Source organism: Streptomyces sp. NBC_00076 (genome assembly GCF_045041235.1).
GTDB lineage: Bacteria > Actinomycetota > Actinomycetes > Streptomycetales > Streptomycetaceae > Streptomyces.
On record NZ_CP108242.1, the window covers coordinates 479,523 to 494,671 of the forward strand.

Annotated in this window: 13 protein-coding genes and 4 pseudogenes; 8 read left to right on the forward strand and 9 right to left on the reverse strand. The window is 68.5% G+C overall.

Annotated elements, in window-relative coordinates:
* Positions 1-198: 198 nt before the first annotated feature.
* Both abc-f and OHA64_RS02405 read left to right on the forward strand, forming a co-directional pair.
* Positions 199-1,836, forward strand: coding sequence for a ribosomal protection-like ABC-F family protein (abc-f, locus tag OHA64_RS02400; protein ID WP_405607074.1), 1,638 nt, complete (start codon positions 199-201; stop codon positions 1,834-1,836).
* Between the two features lie 51 nt (positions 1,837-1,887).
* Positions 1,888-2,829 (forward strand): virginiamycin B lyase, encoded by a 942-nt coding sequence (locus tag OHA64_RS02405; RefSeq protein ID WP_405607077.1) that lies wholly within the window; start codon positions 1,888-1,890, stop codon positions 2,827-2,829.
* 397 nt (positions 2,830-3,226) lie between these two features.
* Here the strand turns inward: OHA64_RS02405 and OHA64_RS02410 are convergent, their stop codons facing one another.
* The 3 genes and pseudogenes from OHA64_RS02410 to OHA64_RS02420 all read right to left on the reverse strand — a co-directional run bounded on the left by OHA64_RS02410 (position 3,227) and on the right by OHA64_RS02420 (position 5,424).
* The gene (locus OHA64_RS02410) at positions 3,227-3,961 is read right to left on the reverse strand and encodes a GrpB family protein (RefSeq protein WP_405607080.1); all 735 of its coding nucleotides are present in this window, start codon (positions 3,959-3,961) and stop codon (positions 3,227-3,229) included.
* Positions 3,924-4,151: pseudogene (locus OHA64_RS02415) on the reverse strand (DUF6191 domain-containing protein); the annotation flags it as partial. The gene OHA64_RS02410 and the pseudogene OHA64_RS02415, both read right to left, overlap by 38 nt.
* Before the next feature lie 580 nt (positions 4,152-4,731).
* Positions 4,732-5,424: a TetR/AcrR family transcriptional regulator gene (locus OHA64_RS02420; RefSeq protein ID WP_405607083.1), complete on the reverse strand. Its 693-nt coding sequence runs from the start codon at positions 5,422-5,424 to the stop codon at positions 4,732-4,734.
* 53 nt (positions 5,425-5,477) lie between these two features.
* Between OHA64_RS02420 and OHA64_RS02425 the strand changes: the two genes are divergently transcribed.
* Positions 5,478-6,596, forward strand: a complete 1,119-nt coding sequence (locus tag OHA64_RS02425) for an FAD-dependent oxidoreductase (RefSeq protein WP_405607086.1) — start codon at positions 5,478-5,480, stop codon at positions 6,594-6,596.
* Between the two features lie 103 nt (positions 6,597-6,699).
* On the opposite strand, the gene OHA64_RS02430 is transcribed toward OHA64_RS02425, so the two are convergent.
* The 3 genes and pseudogenes from OHA64_RS02430 to OHA64_RS02440 form a co-directional block, all read right to left on the reverse strand.
* A complete protein-coding gene (locus OHA64_RS02430; RefSeq protein ID WP_405623822.1) occupies positions 6,700-7,545 on the reverse strand; it encodes an NAD(P)H-binding protein in 846 nt (281 codons plus the stop codon).
* A gap of 20 nt (positions 7,546-7,565) precedes the next feature.
* Positions 7,566-8,006, reverse strand: a pseudogene (locus OHA64_RS02435) (IS5 family transposase); the annotation flags it as partial.
* Positions 7,990-8,892: an alpha/beta hydrolase gene (locus OHA64_RS02440; protein WP_405623823.1), complete on the reverse strand. Its 903-nt coding sequence runs from the start codon at positions 8,890-8,892 to the stop codon at positions 7,990-7,992. The pseudogene OHA64_RS02435 and the gene OHA64_RS02440, both read right to left, overlap by 17 nt.
* A 232-nt stretch (positions 8,893-9,124) precedes the next feature.
* Here OHA64_RS02440 and OHA64_RS02445 point away from each other — a divergent pair.
* The 3 genes and pseudogenes from OHA64_RS02445 to OHA64_RS02455 all read left to right on the forward strand — a co-directional run.
* Positions 9,125-9,385, forward strand: a pseudogene (locus OHA64_RS02445) (DDE-type integrase/transposase/recombinase); the annotation flags it as partial.
* Positions 9,386-9,454: 69 nt separating this feature from the next.
* Positions 9,455-10,867 (forward strand): IS30 family transposase, encoded by a 1,413-nt coding sequence (locus OHA64_RS02450; RefSeq protein ID WP_405623824.1) that lies wholly within the window; start codon positions 9,455-9,457, stop codon positions 10,865-10,867.
* Positions 10,851-11,303: an integrase core domain-containing protein gene (locus OHA64_RS02455; protein ID WP_405607089.1), complete on the forward strand. Its 453-nt coding sequence runs from the start codon at positions 10,851-10,853 to the stop codon at positions 11,301-11,303. The genes OHA64_RS02450 and OHA64_RS02455 overlap by 17 nt, the downstream gene beginning before the upstream one ends.
* 84 nt (positions 11,304-11,387) lie before the next feature.
* Here the strand turns inward: OHA64_RS02455 and OHA64_RS02460 are convergent, their stop codons facing one another.
* Together OHA64_RS02460 and OHA64_RS02465 are read right to left on the reverse strand one after the other, a co-directional pair.
* A complete protein-coding gene (locus OHA64_RS02460) occupies positions 11,388-12,011 on the reverse strand; it encodes an NADPH-dependent F420 reductase (protein ID WP_405607092.1) in 624 nt (207 codons plus the stop codon).
* Positions 12,012-12,257: 246 nt separating this feature from the next.
* On the reverse strand, positions 12,258-12,992 hold the full coding sequence (locus tag OHA64_RS02465) for an SDR family NAD(P)-dependent oxidoreductase (RefSeq protein ID WP_405607095.1): 735 nt from the start codon (positions 12,990-12,992) through the stop codon (positions 12,258-12,260).
* 208 nt (positions 12,993-13,200) lie between these two features.
* On the opposite strand from OHA64_RS02465, the pseudogene OHA64_RS02470 reads away from it, so the two are divergent.
* Positions 13,201-13,434 (forward strand): annotated as a pseudogene (locus tag OHA64_RS02470) (LysR family transcriptional regulator); the annotation flags it as partial.
* 184 nt (positions 13,435-13,618) lie between these two features.
* Positions 13,619-13,813, forward strand: a complete 195-nt coding sequence (locus tag OHA64_RS02475) for a hypothetical protein (RefSeq protein ID WP_405607098.1) — start codon at positions 13,619-13,621, stop codon at positions 13,811-13,813.
* A gap of 228 nt (positions 13,814-14,041) precedes the next feature.
* Here OHA64_RS02475 and OHA64_RS02480 read toward each other — a convergent pair whose 3' ends face one another.
* Entirely contained in the window at positions 14,042-14,857 is an 816-nt protein-coding gene (locus OHA64_RS02480; RefSeq protein WP_405607101.1) for a phosphotransferase, read from the reverse strand.
* Positions 14,858-15,149 lie beyond the last annotated feature (292 nt).

A 15,149-nucleotide genomic window follows, 5' to 3' on the forward strand; every position in this document is an offset into this window, starting at 1 on the left:
GGCCGGGGGTGAAGCGCGGAGAGGGGGCTGTGCGACGGCATGCGGACCGGGATGGCCGATATCCGATGTTCCGCTTGCTCTCGACGGTGGAGACATGACAGCATCTTAGTGCAACTGACGTCGCATTAGTGGAGTCCTCGATGCTCTTCCGAAATGTTCGACCGACCCTCCGGCCCCTGTCGGCCGCCTCGTCCTCGAATGCTTCGGAGTCCTCCCGTGCCCACACAGATCACCGTCCGGTCCGTCACCAAGTCCTTCGACGGACGGACCGTCCTCGACTCCGTCACCTGCTCGATCGGCTCGGGTGAGCGCACCGGGATCGTCGGGGAGAACGGCTCAGGAAAGAGCACCCTGCTGCGCCTGCTCGCCGGGGACGAACGCCCCGACCAGGGCGAGGTCGTCGTCCAGGCCGACGGCGGCGTCGGCCGGCTCGCCCAGGACGAACAATTCCCGTCGCATGCGACCGTCCAGGACGTGATCGACCGGGCCCTGGGCGATCTGCGCGCCGTCGAGGAGCGCTTGCGCAGCCTGGAGGTCGCGATGGCCGAAGGCGACGAGGGCGCCCTGGCCGAGTACGGGGACCTGCTGACGGTCTTCGAACTGCGCGGCGGCTACGAGGCCGACGCCCGGGTGGAGCGCGCCCTGCACGGTCTGGGCCTCGGCCTGCTGGACCGCGGCCGCACCGTGGACGGCCTGTCCGGCGGGGAGCAGGGACGCCTGCGGCTCGCGGCAGTCCTCGCGGCCGGCCCCGAGGTGCTGCTGCTGGACGAGCCGACCAACCACCTTGACGCGGACGCTCTGCACTGGCTGGAGGAGCATCTGCGCACCCGGCGCGGCACCACGGTGGCGGTCTCCCACGACCGGATGTTCCTGGAACGGGTGGCGACGAGCCTGCTGGAGGTGGACGCCGACCGCCGCACCGTCGTGCGGTACGGCAACGGCTACGCCGGATACCTCGCCGAGAAGGCGGCGGCGCGTGAGCGCTGGGGCCAGGCGCACACCCGGTGGCAGGCCGATGTGGACGGGCTGCGGGAGGCCGCCGCGACGACCGCCCGGCGGGTGGCCCCGGGGCGGCCGATGAAGGACGGCAACAAGATGGCGTACGACCGGGCGGCGGGACGCGTGCAGCAGTCCCTGGCCGGCCGGGTGCGCCAGGCGGAGGAGCGGCTGCGCCGGCTCCTCGACGATCCGGTGCCGCCCCCGCCGGAGCCCTTGCGTTTCGCTCCCGCGCTGCGGTCGGCCCGGGTGCGGGGCCGTGTGCTCGACGCGGCCGGAATCGGCGTCACCGGCCGACTCGACCGCACGGATCTGACGCTGGCGGTCGGCGAACGGCTGCTGGTCACGGGGCCGAACGGGGCGGGCAAGAGCACCCTGCTGCGGGTCCTGGCCGGGGAGCTGACCCCGGACACCGGTTCGGTGACGCGCCGGGGCCGGGTCGGATATCTGCCGCAGGAGCCGCCGCCCGGCCGGCCCGGGGAGACGCTGCTCGCGGCGTTCGCGCGGGACCGCGCGGGCCACGCCGACGAGCACCGCGAACCTCTGCTGTCCCTGGGCCTGTTCGACGCCGCGCAACTCTCGGTGCCGGTACGGGATTTGTCCACCGGGCAGCGCCAGCGGCTCGCCCTGGCCCGGCTCGTGACGCGGCCGACGGACGTCCTGCTGCTCGACGAGCCGACCAACCACCTCTCCCCCGCGCTCGTCGAGGAACTCGAGGCGGCCCTGGGCGGTTTCGACGGCGCGCTGGTCGTCGTCAGTCACGACCGCCGGCTCCGGCAGCGCTGGGAGGGGGCGCATCTGCCCCTGTCGACGACCGCGCCCCAGGCCGTGAGTGTCTGAGCCGCCCCGAGTGCCCAGACGTTCGCCCGCACCGTTCCCGAGGAGCCGACCATGTCCAGGTCCGACGTCGTGTTCGAGCAGGTGTCCGTCGCGGACCCGGTCGCGTCCGGCCCCTACGCCGTCACCACCGGGCCGGACGAGGCGCTGTGGTGCACCCTGGTCCACGCCGGAAGCATCGCCCGTCTGACACCCGCCGGCAGGCTCGAGCGGCATGCGCTCGACTCCGCGTCGTGCGGGCCCTCGATCATCACGACGGGTCCGGACGGCGCCCTGTGGTTCACGCGCAGTCGGGACCACCGCATCGGACGCATGACGGTGGACGGGCGGTCGGCCTCGTTCGCCGTACCGGTCCCGGGCAGTGGCCCGTTCGGCATCGCCGCGGGTGACGACGGCGCGCTGTGGTTCACGCAGATGCACACGGACCGGATCGGCCGCATCACGGTCGACGGCGAGGTGAGCGAGTTCCCGTTGCCCGTCGAGGGCGCCTTCCCGTCATTCATCACAGCGGGCCCGGACCGGGCGCTGTGGTTCACCCTGAACCAGGCGGACGCCGTCGGGCGCATCGGGCTCGGCGGGGACGTCACGGTCCATCCGCTGCCCACCACGCACGCGGCGCCGGTGGGGATCACGCTCGGCGTGGACGGGGCGCTGTGGTTCGTGGAGATCGGCGCCGGGCAGATCGGCCGGATCGACACCGCGGGCCGGGTCCGGGAGTTCCCGCTCCCGGACCGCGCGTGCCGGCCCCACGCGATCGCTGCCGATCCCGCCAGAGGCGTCTGCTGGTTCACCGAGTGGGGCGCCGGCCGGATCGGCTCGATCACGCCCGACGGTCACATCGAGGAGTACGACCTTCCGGACCGCCACGGTGAACCGCACGGTCTGACGGTGGCCCCGGACGGCGCCCTCCACGTCGCCCTGGAGACGGGACACATCGCGCGGACGGTCCTCCAGGGGCCAGGGCCCCGGCCCTCTGGAGGACACGGCCGTTCATGAGCTCACCTCGTCACCGCGCACCTTTCGTTGGTCGCTCGTCCAGCATGAGGAGCCGGGGCCCGGTTCGGCGGACATCAGCGCGGCGAGGGCCGCACGGAACCGCTCGCCGCCCGACAGGGTCGCCACCCGCTGAGCCCGGCCGGCTCACCCCCGCGGAGGACACGGGACACGCTCCCGGGCACGCTGACCAGCCGTGGTCGGGACTGGACGCGGCATGGCCGGACCGTGGTCAGGGCCATGGCCTGGTTCCAGTGGTCGGGGCGACCACCGCGAAATACGGGTTATCCACAGGCCGGAACGCGATCGGCGGTTCCGCCGTACGCTGCTGCCCGAGTCGATCACACGGAGGTGTGCGGGATGCGGTACGGCGTGGTGGTGGAGGAGCTCGCGGTTGAGGTCATGGCGCAACTGCCGGACGACCGGGCCCGGATGGATCCGCACGCCCTGGTCCGATGTCCGCGACCCGGGATCCGTGGAGGAGATACGGGAGCTCGGGCGGCGCTGCTGGATCCAGTACACGCCGCACGCCGAAGCCGCTTGAAACGGGCTTCCAATCGCTGTCGAGTGCCCAACGCTCGGCCGCCGCCATCAGCACTTGTGTGGCAGGGGCCTTGATCTGCCCATAGTCGAGCAGGCCCGGCACGCTGAGGGCCAGGCGCTTTTTGAACGCCCCCCACGCTTGGCGGGCGGCTTCATCCGCGCGCAAGTAGTCACGGAACAGGAGGGCGAACCGGACATTGGGCCCTCCCGCCTCCCGCAGGTGGATGTTGCACCGTCGTGCTCCGACCGGCGGGGCGAACACCAGCTTCGGGCAGTGCTGCCCTCCCGAAACCTCCGCACGATTCCAGGGCTCCGGCCGGCAGCGGAAGCCGACCGCGGCCAGGAGTCCGGTCTGTCGATCCTCGTCGATGGCGTCGACCACCACTTGGACGTCCACACAGTCCTTGGCGGCAAGGCCTGGCACAGCGGTGGACCCGACGTGATCGACTGCGAGGGCATGGTATCCGAGCGCGCCGCGCAGTGTCCTGGCCAACTGCTCGAAGTCCACCGCCCATTGCGGCTGGTAGTCCAGCACTGCCACCGGAGCCGACTCATCAGGAAAAGGCATGCCGACAGCATGGGCGAGCCCCACGCAAAGCTCCTACTTGACCGAGTCGATGCATCCGGACGACCGCGGTCCCTCCCTCCAGATCCACCGTTGTCCTGTTCGGCGCTGCCCCGCCAACCTCGTTGTCCGGCAGGACCAGTGCCGATTGCCGCTCCTTCAACTCGTTCTGCTTGCCCGGCGAAAAACTCGCGTGGAGCTGCTCAAACCCGGTCGCCAGCGCGTCGAACACGACGCGGCCAGCCGGCCGGGTGGCTGCGGTGGCTCGGTCAGCTTCCCGCCAGAGAGGCTGGCGTGCTGGCGCTCGGCGGCCCGGAGGGGGTCTCGGCCGACGGGCCACTGGTGCTGCCGGCTGCCCGGGTCGGCGGCCCCGGCACTCCCGTACCGACGCCTGATCTGCGGCCCGGCCGGGCTGCGGAACCCAAGTGGGATGGTTCTCCAGAGACTTGGAGTTGTCTCATCCGAGTGACATCGCGGCATCCCCCAACGCACCTCCGACCGCCACCGGAAGACTGCACGTACCGGTGTGGTGACGCCTGCCCGTGCGGAAGGTCTGGGAGGTCGGCCAGGTCGCTGGATTGAGTCAGGCAGAGCTGTCAGCTCTGTTCGCCCGGCGTCTGGTGCCTCCGCGTACGCCGATCCAGTTGGACGACGCGATGCGCCCGGTCGAGCCGGTGCCGTCGCGGTCTCCCGGCGCCCCAATGGCAGCTCCAACGTTGTGACGTGGTGGCGGCACAAGCCCGCACGGCCCGTGGACACCGACCCCGACCTCGCGCCCATTCAGCAAGAGCGGAGCGTCACGCCGGCGGCCGGGTGAGTTTGTCGGCCACGGCATCGAGGACCCAGTCCAGGCCGGTCGCGAAGGATGCCTCGGCGTCCACGTCCGTGCCGTCGTACACGGCCTTGGCCAGCGCCGGGAAGCGGCCCGTGGCCAACATCCTCGTCACATGCGGGCCGGAGGCGCGCTGCCAGTCGCGCTTGGACAGGCCCGTTGCGCGCTCGGCCCGCAGGTTCGCGATCTCGCGCCTGATCGCGCCAGTGAAGTAGGCGCTGACAGTCTCCACGGCGCGCATGACGGTGTCGATGTCGGCGAGGCCGTCGAGGGCAGCGAGCGTGGCCTCGGTCACGGCGAGGCCGTTCGGGCCCAGGGACGGGCGGCCGCCGAGCAGGTCGGCCAGCCATTCGTGACGGAGAGCGGCCTGCCTGGTGCGGTGGGCGAGGACGCGCAGCCCCTCCCGCCAGTCACCGGGCTGCTCCTCGGGGAGAATCTCGGCCTGGACCTCGTCCACCATGAGGTCGAACAGCTCCTGCTTGGTGGAGATGTATCCGTACAGTCGCATCGGGCCCGCGTTCAGCCGGGCGGCGACCTTGCGCAACGACACCGCCTCCAGCCCGCCCTCGTCGGCCAGCGCGATGGCGGCGGCGACGATCCGCTCCCGGTCGAGCGGCACGGGGCGAGCCGGCTGCTCCGGCCGGTCCCACACAGTCATGGTCACACCGTTCTGTTGCGATGCAGTGCAATGGGGAAATACAGTGTATCAACATGAGACATCGTATCGCCGTGGTCGGCAGCGGCCCTGCCGGCCTTACCTTCGCCCGGGTCCTGCACCGCCATGGACACCCCGTCGCCGTCCTCGAACGCGATCCCGCCCCCGACGCCCGCCCCCCGGGCGGCACGCTGGACCTGCACGAAGGGCTGGGCCAACTCGCGCTGGACAAGGCGGGGCTGCTGGCGGAGTTCCAGGCGCTGTCCCGTTCCGAGGGGCAGGCCATGCGCATCCTGGACACGGACGGGACGGTCCTGCGTGACTGGCGGCCGCGTCCAGATGACCGGGCCAATCCCGAGATCGACCGCAGGCAACTCCGTGACCTGTTACTCGGCCCTCTCGACGTCCAGTGGGGGCGGGGCGTGACGCAGGTGGTGCCGGGGACCGGAGATGGCGTACTGGTCCAGTTCGCGGACGGGCGACAGGAAACGTTCGACCTCGTGGTCGGCGCGGACGGCGCCTGGTCCCGGGTCCGCCCGGCAGTCTCGTCGGTGACGCCGCACTACACCGGCGTCACCTCGATCGAGACCTCCCTCGACGACGTCGACACCCGCCATCCTGACCTCGCCCGGTTGATCGGCGACGGTTCCGTGGCCGTGTATGGCGTGAACCGAAGTCTCGTCGCGCAGCGCAACAGCGGCGGCCACATCAAGGTGTACACCAAATTCCGCGCGCCGCTGGACTGGCACACGAACCTGGACCTGGCCGACGACGAGGCCGTGCGATCGGGCCTGCTGGCTCTGTTCGACGGCTGGGCCGCTCCCGTCCTCGACCTCCTCCGCCACGGCACCGCTTTCGTCCACCGCCCCTTCTACGTCCTGCCCGTGTCCCACACCTGGACCCACGTCTTCGGGGTGACGCTACTGGGCGACGCCGCCCATCTGATGCCCCCGTTGGGAGCGGGCGCGAACCTCGCGATGCTGGAAGGCGCCGAACTCGCCGAGTCCGTCGCCACCGGCCCCGAAGACCTTGACGAGGCAGTCCGCACCTTCGAGGAACAAATGTGGGCACGGGCCGGCAAGTGGGCGAAGATCACGACGGCCGGTCTGGAACGCCTTGTGAGCCCGGATCCCGCCGAAGCCCTCGCCCTCTTCGACCAAGTCCAGCCATCCTGACCACCAAGCGCGAGACCATCGGTACCAACAACTCGCCACGGCATCATGGGACTACGGCCACCACACCTGGTCTCGAACCAGAATCGCTGATCGTTCTGAGACCTCAACTGCTGCACCGCATCTCCCTTTCGAGGAAAGCGCGGAAGGTTCGCGCGGGCCGACCGGTGAGACGCTGGACGGTGTTGGTTATGCGGTCTTCCGTCCCCTCGGCAATGGCACGGTCCATGCCGGCCAGCATGGAGGCGAACTGCACGGGGACAACTTCGGTGAGGCGATCGCGCATCTGCTCGTAGGACAGACGGCGGTGACCCACGGGCCGACCCGTGACCTCGGTCATGATGGTGGCGATGTCGTCGTAGCTGAGCGCCTCCGGTCCCGTGAGGACGAGATCGGTGTCGCGAGCGTGTTCGTCGGTCAGAGCGCGGACGGCGACGGCCGCGATGTCCTCTGCGTCTACAAAGCCGATCCGACCGCTCCCAGTGGCAGTCCATACGATGCCGTCCTCGCGGATGCTGAGAGCATGCGCGTGCGTGCCGGTGAAGTTCTGCATGAACCACGAGGGCCGCAGCACCGCCCATTGTTCGAACAGATCGGGCAGGGCCTGGTGCACCGTTCCCACTGCCGGACCGCCTTCGGAGATGGCCGAGGAGCTCAGCAGGACCGCACGTCGCATGCCGGCGGTGCGGGCCCGACGGAGGAACGGCAGCATGATCGTCGCCGGGTCGGGGTCACCCAGGGGCGGTATGAGGTAGACACGGTCAACTCCGTCGAGTGCGGCAGCGTGCGTGGCGGGGTCGTGCCAGTCGAAGAGGACCGGCTCAGCGCCGGGAACCGCGGTGGCGTGACGGCTTGCTGCTTTGACACGGTGACCGGCGGCCGTCAGCTGCGCGGCGGTGCGACTGCCGGTGGTGCCGGTCGCGCCGATGACCAGAGTCGCGCGCGCCCCGATCCCCGGCCGCGGCCGCGCCGCCCATCCCGCCGGCCAAGTCCTTCGTCGGGTCGGTGCTGGCGAGAAGATGATCGCCTCTTCGTTGTCCGCGGCGCTTTGCGCGGCGCCCCTGCCGCGTGTTGGTGGGCTCGGAGCGAGGTCGAGTCCACGCTGACCATGCTCCAGTCAATCCCGCCTTTCGGCGTCGGCCTCGCAATGGACGGCCTGCAGGACTCGGTCCCAGGTGCCGTAGGCCAGCCATCCAGCGGCGGTGGCGCTCATGGACCGTCTTCCAGCATCCGAAGCGCGCTGGAAGATCTCGCCAGGGGGCGCCGGTGCGGCACGGAACGGTATCCCGTTGGTCAAGGTGCGGTGGTCCCTCCAACGACCGCCCCGACGACCAGCGTTGGGCAAACGAGATGCAAGTCGCCCCACTCGTCATTGGTCAGATCGCCCCGCCCTTCCTCAGAACAATGATGCAAGGGCAAGGCGGTCACATGATGCGCCGGACAGGTCCTGGTCCGGGCGATCATCCGACCGCCACAACCAGCGCAAGGCATCAGGGAGCAGGACTCCACCGTGGTTGGGGCTGTGGCCGCCGTCGCCCAGGACGAGGCGGAAGTCGTATCCGGCTTCCGCGAGCGCGGCCGCGACACGCAAGTTGTTGGCGAGCCAGTTCGCTTCGGGCTCGTTCCAGCGCAGGTCACGATGGCCCGCTTGCAGGAAGACGCGCAGTGGCTTGCGGGGAACGCCGGGGATCAGTTCGGGGTACGGGTTACCGCCTGGCATCTGCGTGAAGCTGGACAGGTACCCGATGACGCGGCGGAACTTGTCCGGGCGCAGCCACGCTGCGGTAAAGGCGCAGTTGCCGCCGCTGCTGCCACCGCAGATGCCCCACCGGTCAGGGTCCTCGGCGATCGTGTACCGCTGCGTGACCTCGGGGATGATTTCGTCCAGGAGGAAACTGACGTACCGGTCGTCGAATGCGTCGTACTCGGTGTTGCGGTTCTTCGGGTCCTCGGCGTCGGGGAAGACGCCGGGGTCGACGAACACGCCGATGGTGACCGGGATGTCGCCGCGGTGGACGAGGTTGTCCAGGACGATCGCGCCGCGGACCTCTCCTTCGGGATCCAGATACCACCATCCGTCCTGGAACACCATCAGCGACGCCGGCTGTGCGGGGTCATACTGGGCGGGCACGTGAACCCAGAACTTGCGGAACGTGCCCGGGTAGATCGCACTCTCGTTCCAGCCGAACTCGATTGTCCTGCCGACAGGCACGCCAGGCTGGACAGCCGAGTCGGGGCCATGGGCGTAGCGAACGTCCGACTGGTCACCCGGAAGCGACTGGTAGGGCACCTCGATCATCACGCGGGCCAACCTAGGAGAGATCACGCATCCTCTCAAAGGGGTTTTGTAGCCATGTCTCACGGCTTGACTTCTCCATTGGGAAGCCACATCGAGCACCATGGTTTGCCAGTCCGCCGCTACTCATGCGGCCTGCGAATACCGGGCGTTCACAAAGGCTCAGCAGTGATCTGGCTGCCGATCACTGACTGGCAACCGCAGCGCTCGGCTGACGGCAGAGCGGGCGACTGACCTGCTCAGGCGCGACTTCACCGCATCCCGGCCGAACGAGAGGTGGGTCGCCGACTTCACCTACGTGGCCACCTGGTCGGGGATCGTCTACGTCGCGTTCGTCGTGGACGTCTTCTCCCGGACTGTCGTCGGCTGGTCCGCGGCCACCAGCAAGCGGGCCAAGCTCGTCCTCGACGCCGTCGATATGGCCTTGTGGCGACGTGCACGCACCGGAACTCCTGCTGGGCCGGGGCTCATTCATCATTCGGATGCGGGCAGTCAGGGCGAATTCAACTGGTCGTCGCAACACCTTGATCACGGAGGTTGTTGGATGGGACGACCGACGAAGCCGATGCCGCAGGCGCCGGCCGGGGCGCGACGGCAGTGGGCCGCGGATCGGGCGATGCGGGCGCCGATGCGCTCGCCCGGCCGCCCGGAGCCGTCGCGCGCTGTACAACGGGAGTTCTGGCGCCTGATTGCGTCCGGGGTCACAACGGTCCAGGCCGCCGAGAGGGTCGGCGTGTCGGCACCGGTCGGGATCCGATGGTTTCGACACGCTGGCGGGATGACCCCGCTGAGCCTGGACGAGCCCACTGGCCGGTACCTGTCGTTCGCCGAGCGTGAGGAGATCGCGCTGCTCAAGGCCCAGGACAAGGGCGTGCGCGAGATCGCTCTCACGATCGGCCGCGACCCCGGGACCGTGTCTCGTGAACTGCGCCGAAACGCTGCGACCAGGGGCGGGAAGCCGGTCTACCGCGCCGTGGTGGCGCAGTGGAAGACACAGCGGGCCGCAAAGCGTCCGAAGACGGCGAAGCTGGTGGGCAACGAGCGGCTGCGTGAGTATGTGCAAGACCGGCTCGCTGGGAACGTCCGTAGGCATGACGGCACGATCGTCCCGGGCCCCAGGACACCGCCGTGGAAGGGGTTGAACAAGCCCCATCGCCAAGACCGACGGTGGTCGACGGCATGGAGCCCAGAGCAGATCGCGCATCGGCTGAAGGTCGACTTCCCCGATGATGAGTCCATGCGCATCAGCCACGAGGCCATCTACCAGTCGCTGTTCATCGAGGGGCGTGGTGCGCTCAAGCGTGAACTGGTCACTTGTCTCCGAACGGGGCGAGCATTGCGGGAGCCGAGGGCCAGGTCACGGAACAAGCCCCAAGGGCATGTCACCGCCGATGTCGTCCTCAGCGAGCGCCCCGCCGAGGCCAACGACCGGGCCATGCGCGGGCATTGGGAAGGCGACCTGATCATCGGGACGGACAGGTCCGCGATCGGCACGCTTGTCGAGCGCAGCAGCCGTTCAACGCTCCTTGTCCACCTGCCACGCATGGAGGGCTGGGGCGAGAAGCCGTACGTGAAGAACGGGCCGTCGCTCGGCGGCTACGGGGCCATCGCGATGAACGCCGCACTCGCGGCGTCGATGACCAAGTTGCCCGACCAGTTGCGCAAAACCCTGACGTGGGATCGCGGGAAGGAGCTTTCGGGCCACGCGCAGTTCGCGCTGGAGACCGGGACGCGGGTGTTCTTCGCTGACCCGCACTCACCGTGGCAGCGCCCGACGAACGAGAACACTAACGGTCTGCTGCGGCAGTACTTCCCCAAAGGCACCGACCTGTCGCGCTGGTCCGCTGACGAACTCGAGGCCGTCGCTCACGCGCTCAACAACCGGCCACGAAAGATCCTCGGGTGGAAGACGCCCGCTGAAATCTTCGAGGAGCAACTACGCTCGCTTCAACAAGCCGGTGTTGCATCGACCAGTTGAACTCGCCCAGTACACGTCTTTCGCGTTCACGGCGCACCTCCTCGAGGCCCGTATCGACGCCTCGGTCGGCACCGTCGGTGATGCCCTGGACAACGCGCTCATGGAGTCCCAGATCGGCCTCCACATAACGGAGCTGATCAAGCCCCGCCGGCGCTGGCACGGCCCCGCCGACGTCGAACTCGGCACCGCGGAATGGGTCGACTGGTTCAACAACCACCGGCCCACAGCGCGATCGGAGACACGCCGCCCCACGAACACGAGACCAACCACTACGCTCAACTCCAGCCCCAACCGGCGGCTGGAGTCAACGTATAGAGCCTCCACCGATCCCGGAGCGGTTCAGGGGGCGCCGCTGACGGTGGGCCCGACAATGGGAATCACGAGACCGATCTTCATCGCGAGAGTCTCCTCGGGCATGATCGTTCGCCAACATTGATATCCGGCATCAGCGAGTCGGTGATCCATCAACCATTGTCAGGGCACACGGCGCCCTGTTCGCCGACTGCTCGGCCCCGGGGGCTCAGCCGGTAAATTCGTTGACGCCGAGGGCGAAGTCCCAGTGGCCAACCCCGCTACCGGCGAGGCCCACCGTGACCACGCCCATCCCTTCCAACCAGTGCGCCATTTTCAGGCCGCCGACGTCCAGCGGGCGCAGCCCGAGGCTCTCGATGAATGCCGCCACGCCCGCCTTGACCTGCGCATTGTCGCCAGCGATGAAGACGTTGGGCCGGCCCTTCTCCAGGACATTACGGAAAATGGTGTTGAACGCCTTCACCACGCTGGCGCCGGCCGGGGCCACCTTGGCGACTTCCTGCGCGATCGAGGTCTCCTCGCTGTGGGCCAGTCCGTCGAACGTGGCGTTGAAGGGGTTGCTGATGTCGACGATGACCTTGCCCGCGAGGGCGTCTCCGTACTCGGCGACGACCGGAACGACACCGTCGTACAACAGAGCCGTGATGACGATGTCCCCGGCAGGGACGGCGCCCCACTTGCCCGTAGTCACGCCGCCGCCCAGAGCCTTGGCCAGGTCATCGGCCTTGGACTGATCGCGTCCCATGACCTCGACGGTGTTGCCGCCCGCCACCGCGAGCGTGCCGATGGTGCGGGCCATGTTCCCCGTACCGATGAGGGTGATGCTGCTCATGAGGTGTGCTCTCTTCCTGTTCTCAAGGTGTCGCTCTGTCTCGTTCGTGCCGGGTCAGGAGCAGGGCGTCGGCCGCGACGTTTCTGGGCCAACTGCCGCACCTTTCCCGGCACCTCCGGCTCGTCAGCACGCGAATTCGGCGCCCACGCAACACTTCGGCGTGTTGCGGATGTCCGCGTTCGAGATCAGTTCGTTGTGGCGACTGGGTTGTAGTGGGGTGTGCCTGCGGCATTCCCGGTAGGTGGTTCAGATGGCGGTGGTTCCGCCATCGGTGACCAGTTCCAGGCCGTTGACGTAGCTGGAGTCGTCGGAGGCGAGGAACAGGGCGACGGTGGCGATTTCTTCGGGGCGGCCCATCTTTCCGCGGGGGATGAGGGACTCGAATGCGGCCTTGGTTGCCTCGTCGAACAGCTCTTCCTGTTTGGCGGTGGCGACCTGGCCGGGGGTCAGGACGTTGACCCGGATCTTGCGGTCGCGCAGTTCGTTGAGCCAGACGCGGGCCCAGGCCTGCTGGACGGCCTTGCTTCCCGCGTAGAGGCTCCAGCCGGGGAAGGCGCCGAGGGAGGCGTTGGATCCGGTCATGAGGATCGAGCCGTTGTCATTGATCAGCGGCAGTGCCTTCTGCACGGTGAACAGGGTGCCGCGCGCGTTGAGCCAGAAGGCGCGGTGGAACTGTTCCTCGGTGATCTCGCCGAGGACGGCGGATTCACCCATCCCGGCGCTGGCCCACAGCACGTCGATCGAGCCCTTTTCCCGCTTGACGGTGTCGTACAAGCGGTCCAGGTCGTCCAGTTCGGCCGCGTCACCCTGGACGGCGGTGACGTTGCGGCCGATCAGCTTGACGGCGTCGTCCAGTGCTTCCTGCCGCCGGGCCTGGATGAAGACGTGCGCTCCTTCCTCGACGAACAGTTTGGCTCCTGCCAGTGCCATGCCGGTGGATCCGCCGGTGATCACCGCTACCTTGCCATCGAGCTTTCCCACGATCACTCCATTGAATTGATGGGTATCCGAAACAGTGTGCTCATTCTGCGCCTGGGCCCTGCTATCAAGTTCCGATGTCGAATTCTTGTGCCGAATTCGCTTCGTCCCCAATAGGTACCTATTCAGGTTGCCATTGGCCTGAGCGGGTGTCCAAGACCTCTTTTAGCAGTGGAGATACCCTGAAGGCATCACCGGATCGGGAGGCGCCATGGATCTGGACCTGCGCAAACGGCGTCACTTCGCCGCCGTGGCCGACCAGTTGCACTTCCGCGCCGTCGATGAGCTGCATATCGCGCAGCCGGTGCTCAGCCAGCAGATCCGCGCGCTGGAGCAGGATCTCGACGCCTCGCTGTTCACCAGGGATCGCCACGGCGTAGCGCTGACCGACGCGGGCCGACAACTTCTGGCCGACGCCGGTTCGCTGCTCGCCTCAGCTCCAGCGAATTGCGAGCCGAACTCCCGCATGAACGACGTCACTTCGCGTGGGCGTGCCAGTTCGCGGTGAGTGAAGTGCACCCGCCATCCCGTGATCGACATGGCGGCGGACTCTATCCCGCAGACAGTTCAACAACACATAACCGAAGTGGGACGGGTTCCGTGCCCTGGTCTCCACCGCCGCGGGGCGGGTGACGCTGCGCTCGAAGCGCGGCACGGAGTTGGCGCCGGCCTTTCCGGAGATTCGGACTGGAGCCACGCACCTGCCGGACGCCACCGCCCTGGACGGCAAGCTGGTCGTGTGGGACGCCACAGGACGGCTCACCTTCGAGCGGCTGCAGAACCGGCTTCAGCGGCGCGGCGCCGGGGCGGGCCCAGGCGGCTGAGGAGTGGCCGGCTCACTTCGTCGCGTTCGATCTGCTGCGGCTGTCCGGGACGGGCACGACCAGCTGGCCGTCCCGGCGGCGCAGGGCCGCGCTGGAGTCCGTGTTCGCCGCACGTCAACTGTCGGTGCCATGGGCGCTGCTAGCATTTTGCCCGCCCCGGCCTCTCCCCCTTCGATGTCCCCCACCTGACGCGCCGCCTCTGAGATTGTTCTTCAACCTCTGGGCCGGTCAGTCCAGCAGGGTGGTCGTGAACATCTCTTGGTGGGCCACAAGCCACTCCTGTATGCGGTCCCACCGTTGCCAACCACCACGTTCGGATAACACCTGTGTGTAGACAGGGTCGCCATCGGCCACGCGGTCGGCGACGAAGGCCCGGCAGGATGCGGTGGCCCGTTCGATGACCCCGGGCAGTTCAGCGCGCTCCTGCGAGGAGAGGCCGTAGCTGTCGGCGAGGATGCGCAGTCGCGTCGAGGCATCCAGCCCGGCGGGGTAGAAGGCTGCCGCAGACGCGGGGTCGAGCATAGGGACCCAGTAGCGGGCGGCCATGGCGACGTCCCACAATGGCCGACCTGGCGCCGCCAGGTCGAAATCGATCAGGGCCGTGGCACGGCCGTCGCGGAAGACGACATTCTCCGGGCACACGTCGTTGTGGCACAGCATCCTGCCTCCCTCCGGGTCGGCCAGAGCCTGGGGCCACGCTGCGCGGGTGTCCACTGCGATGGCGACACTGGCCTCGTGCAGGTGCCGCAGCAGACTTCCCACGGAACTCAGCGCGGTCTCCGTCATCACCCAGCGGGGAAACGGCGGCAGGGCAACATCGCCGGGGATGTAGGTCAGCTGCTCGCGGCCGTCCGTGGTGAGCTGGACCGAGGTCGGAGCCGCGTCAAAGCCGTGCTCCTTGAGGGCGATGAGGTGGGTGTGGAGGGCGCGCGCGGTAGGCGGCGCGGGGCGTTCCACCAGGGAACCGCGACGGAAGACCGCGCCCGTGTTCATCATGCCGCCGACCAGTGCTTCGCCCTGTGTCGCCCCGCCCTCAGCTGTCATGTCGATCACGCTACCGGCAGGTCGGCGGTGGTTGGGCCGACTCCGAAATGCCCTTCGAACTTCGTGGCTCAGCTGGGCAAACATCACGGTCGAAGCGACGGGACCGAGAGCCCGGACCATCTGATCACGTGCGACATCAACGCGACCAAGCCCGTACAGCGGCACCACTATCACCGCCCTCGGATTTGGACGGCGCCCTGCTGAACGTCAGGTGCGTCTGAACCCCGGTCCTTCTGGTTCGGCGGACTACTGGGCGTACCTCACCACAACGATCGGCCTGCTCTTGGAGCAG

Excerpts from the sequence above, each read along its gene's own strand:
- abc-f (WP_405607074.1), top strand. The coding sequence starts at position 199 with ATGCTTCGGAGTCCTCCCGTGCCCACACAGATCACCGTCCGGTCCGTC.
- OHA64_RS02405 (WP_405607077.1), top strand. The coding sequence starts at position 1,888 with ATGTCCAGGTCCGACGTCGTGTTCGAGCAGGTGTCCGTCGCGGACCCG.
- OHA64_RS02420 (WP_405607083.1), bottom strand. The coding sequence starts at position 5,424 with ATGACTGTGTGGGACCGGCCGGAGCAGCCGGCTCGCCCCGTGCCGCTC.
- OHA64_RS02425 (WP_405607086.1), top strand. The coding sequence starts at position 5,478 with ATGAGACATCGTATCGCCGTGGTCGGCAGCGGCCCTGCCGGCCTTACC.
- OHA64_RS02440 (WP_405623823.1), bottom strand. The coding sequence starts at position 8,892 with ATGATCGAGGTGCCCTACCAGTCGCTTCCGGGTGACCAGTCGGACGTT.
- OHA64_RS02450 (WP_405623824.1), top strand. The coding sequence starts at position 9,455 with ATGCCGCAGGCGCCGGCCGGGGCGCGACGGCAGTGGGCCGCGGATCGG.
- OHA64_RS02460 (WP_405607092.1), bottom strand. The coding sequence starts at position 12,011 with ATGAGCAGCATCACCCTCATCGGTACGGGGAACATGGCCCGCACCATC.
- OHA64_RS02480 (WP_405607101.1), bottom strand. The coding sequence starts at position 14,857 with ATGACAGCTGAGGGCGGGGCGACACAGGGCGAAGCACTGGTCGGCGGC.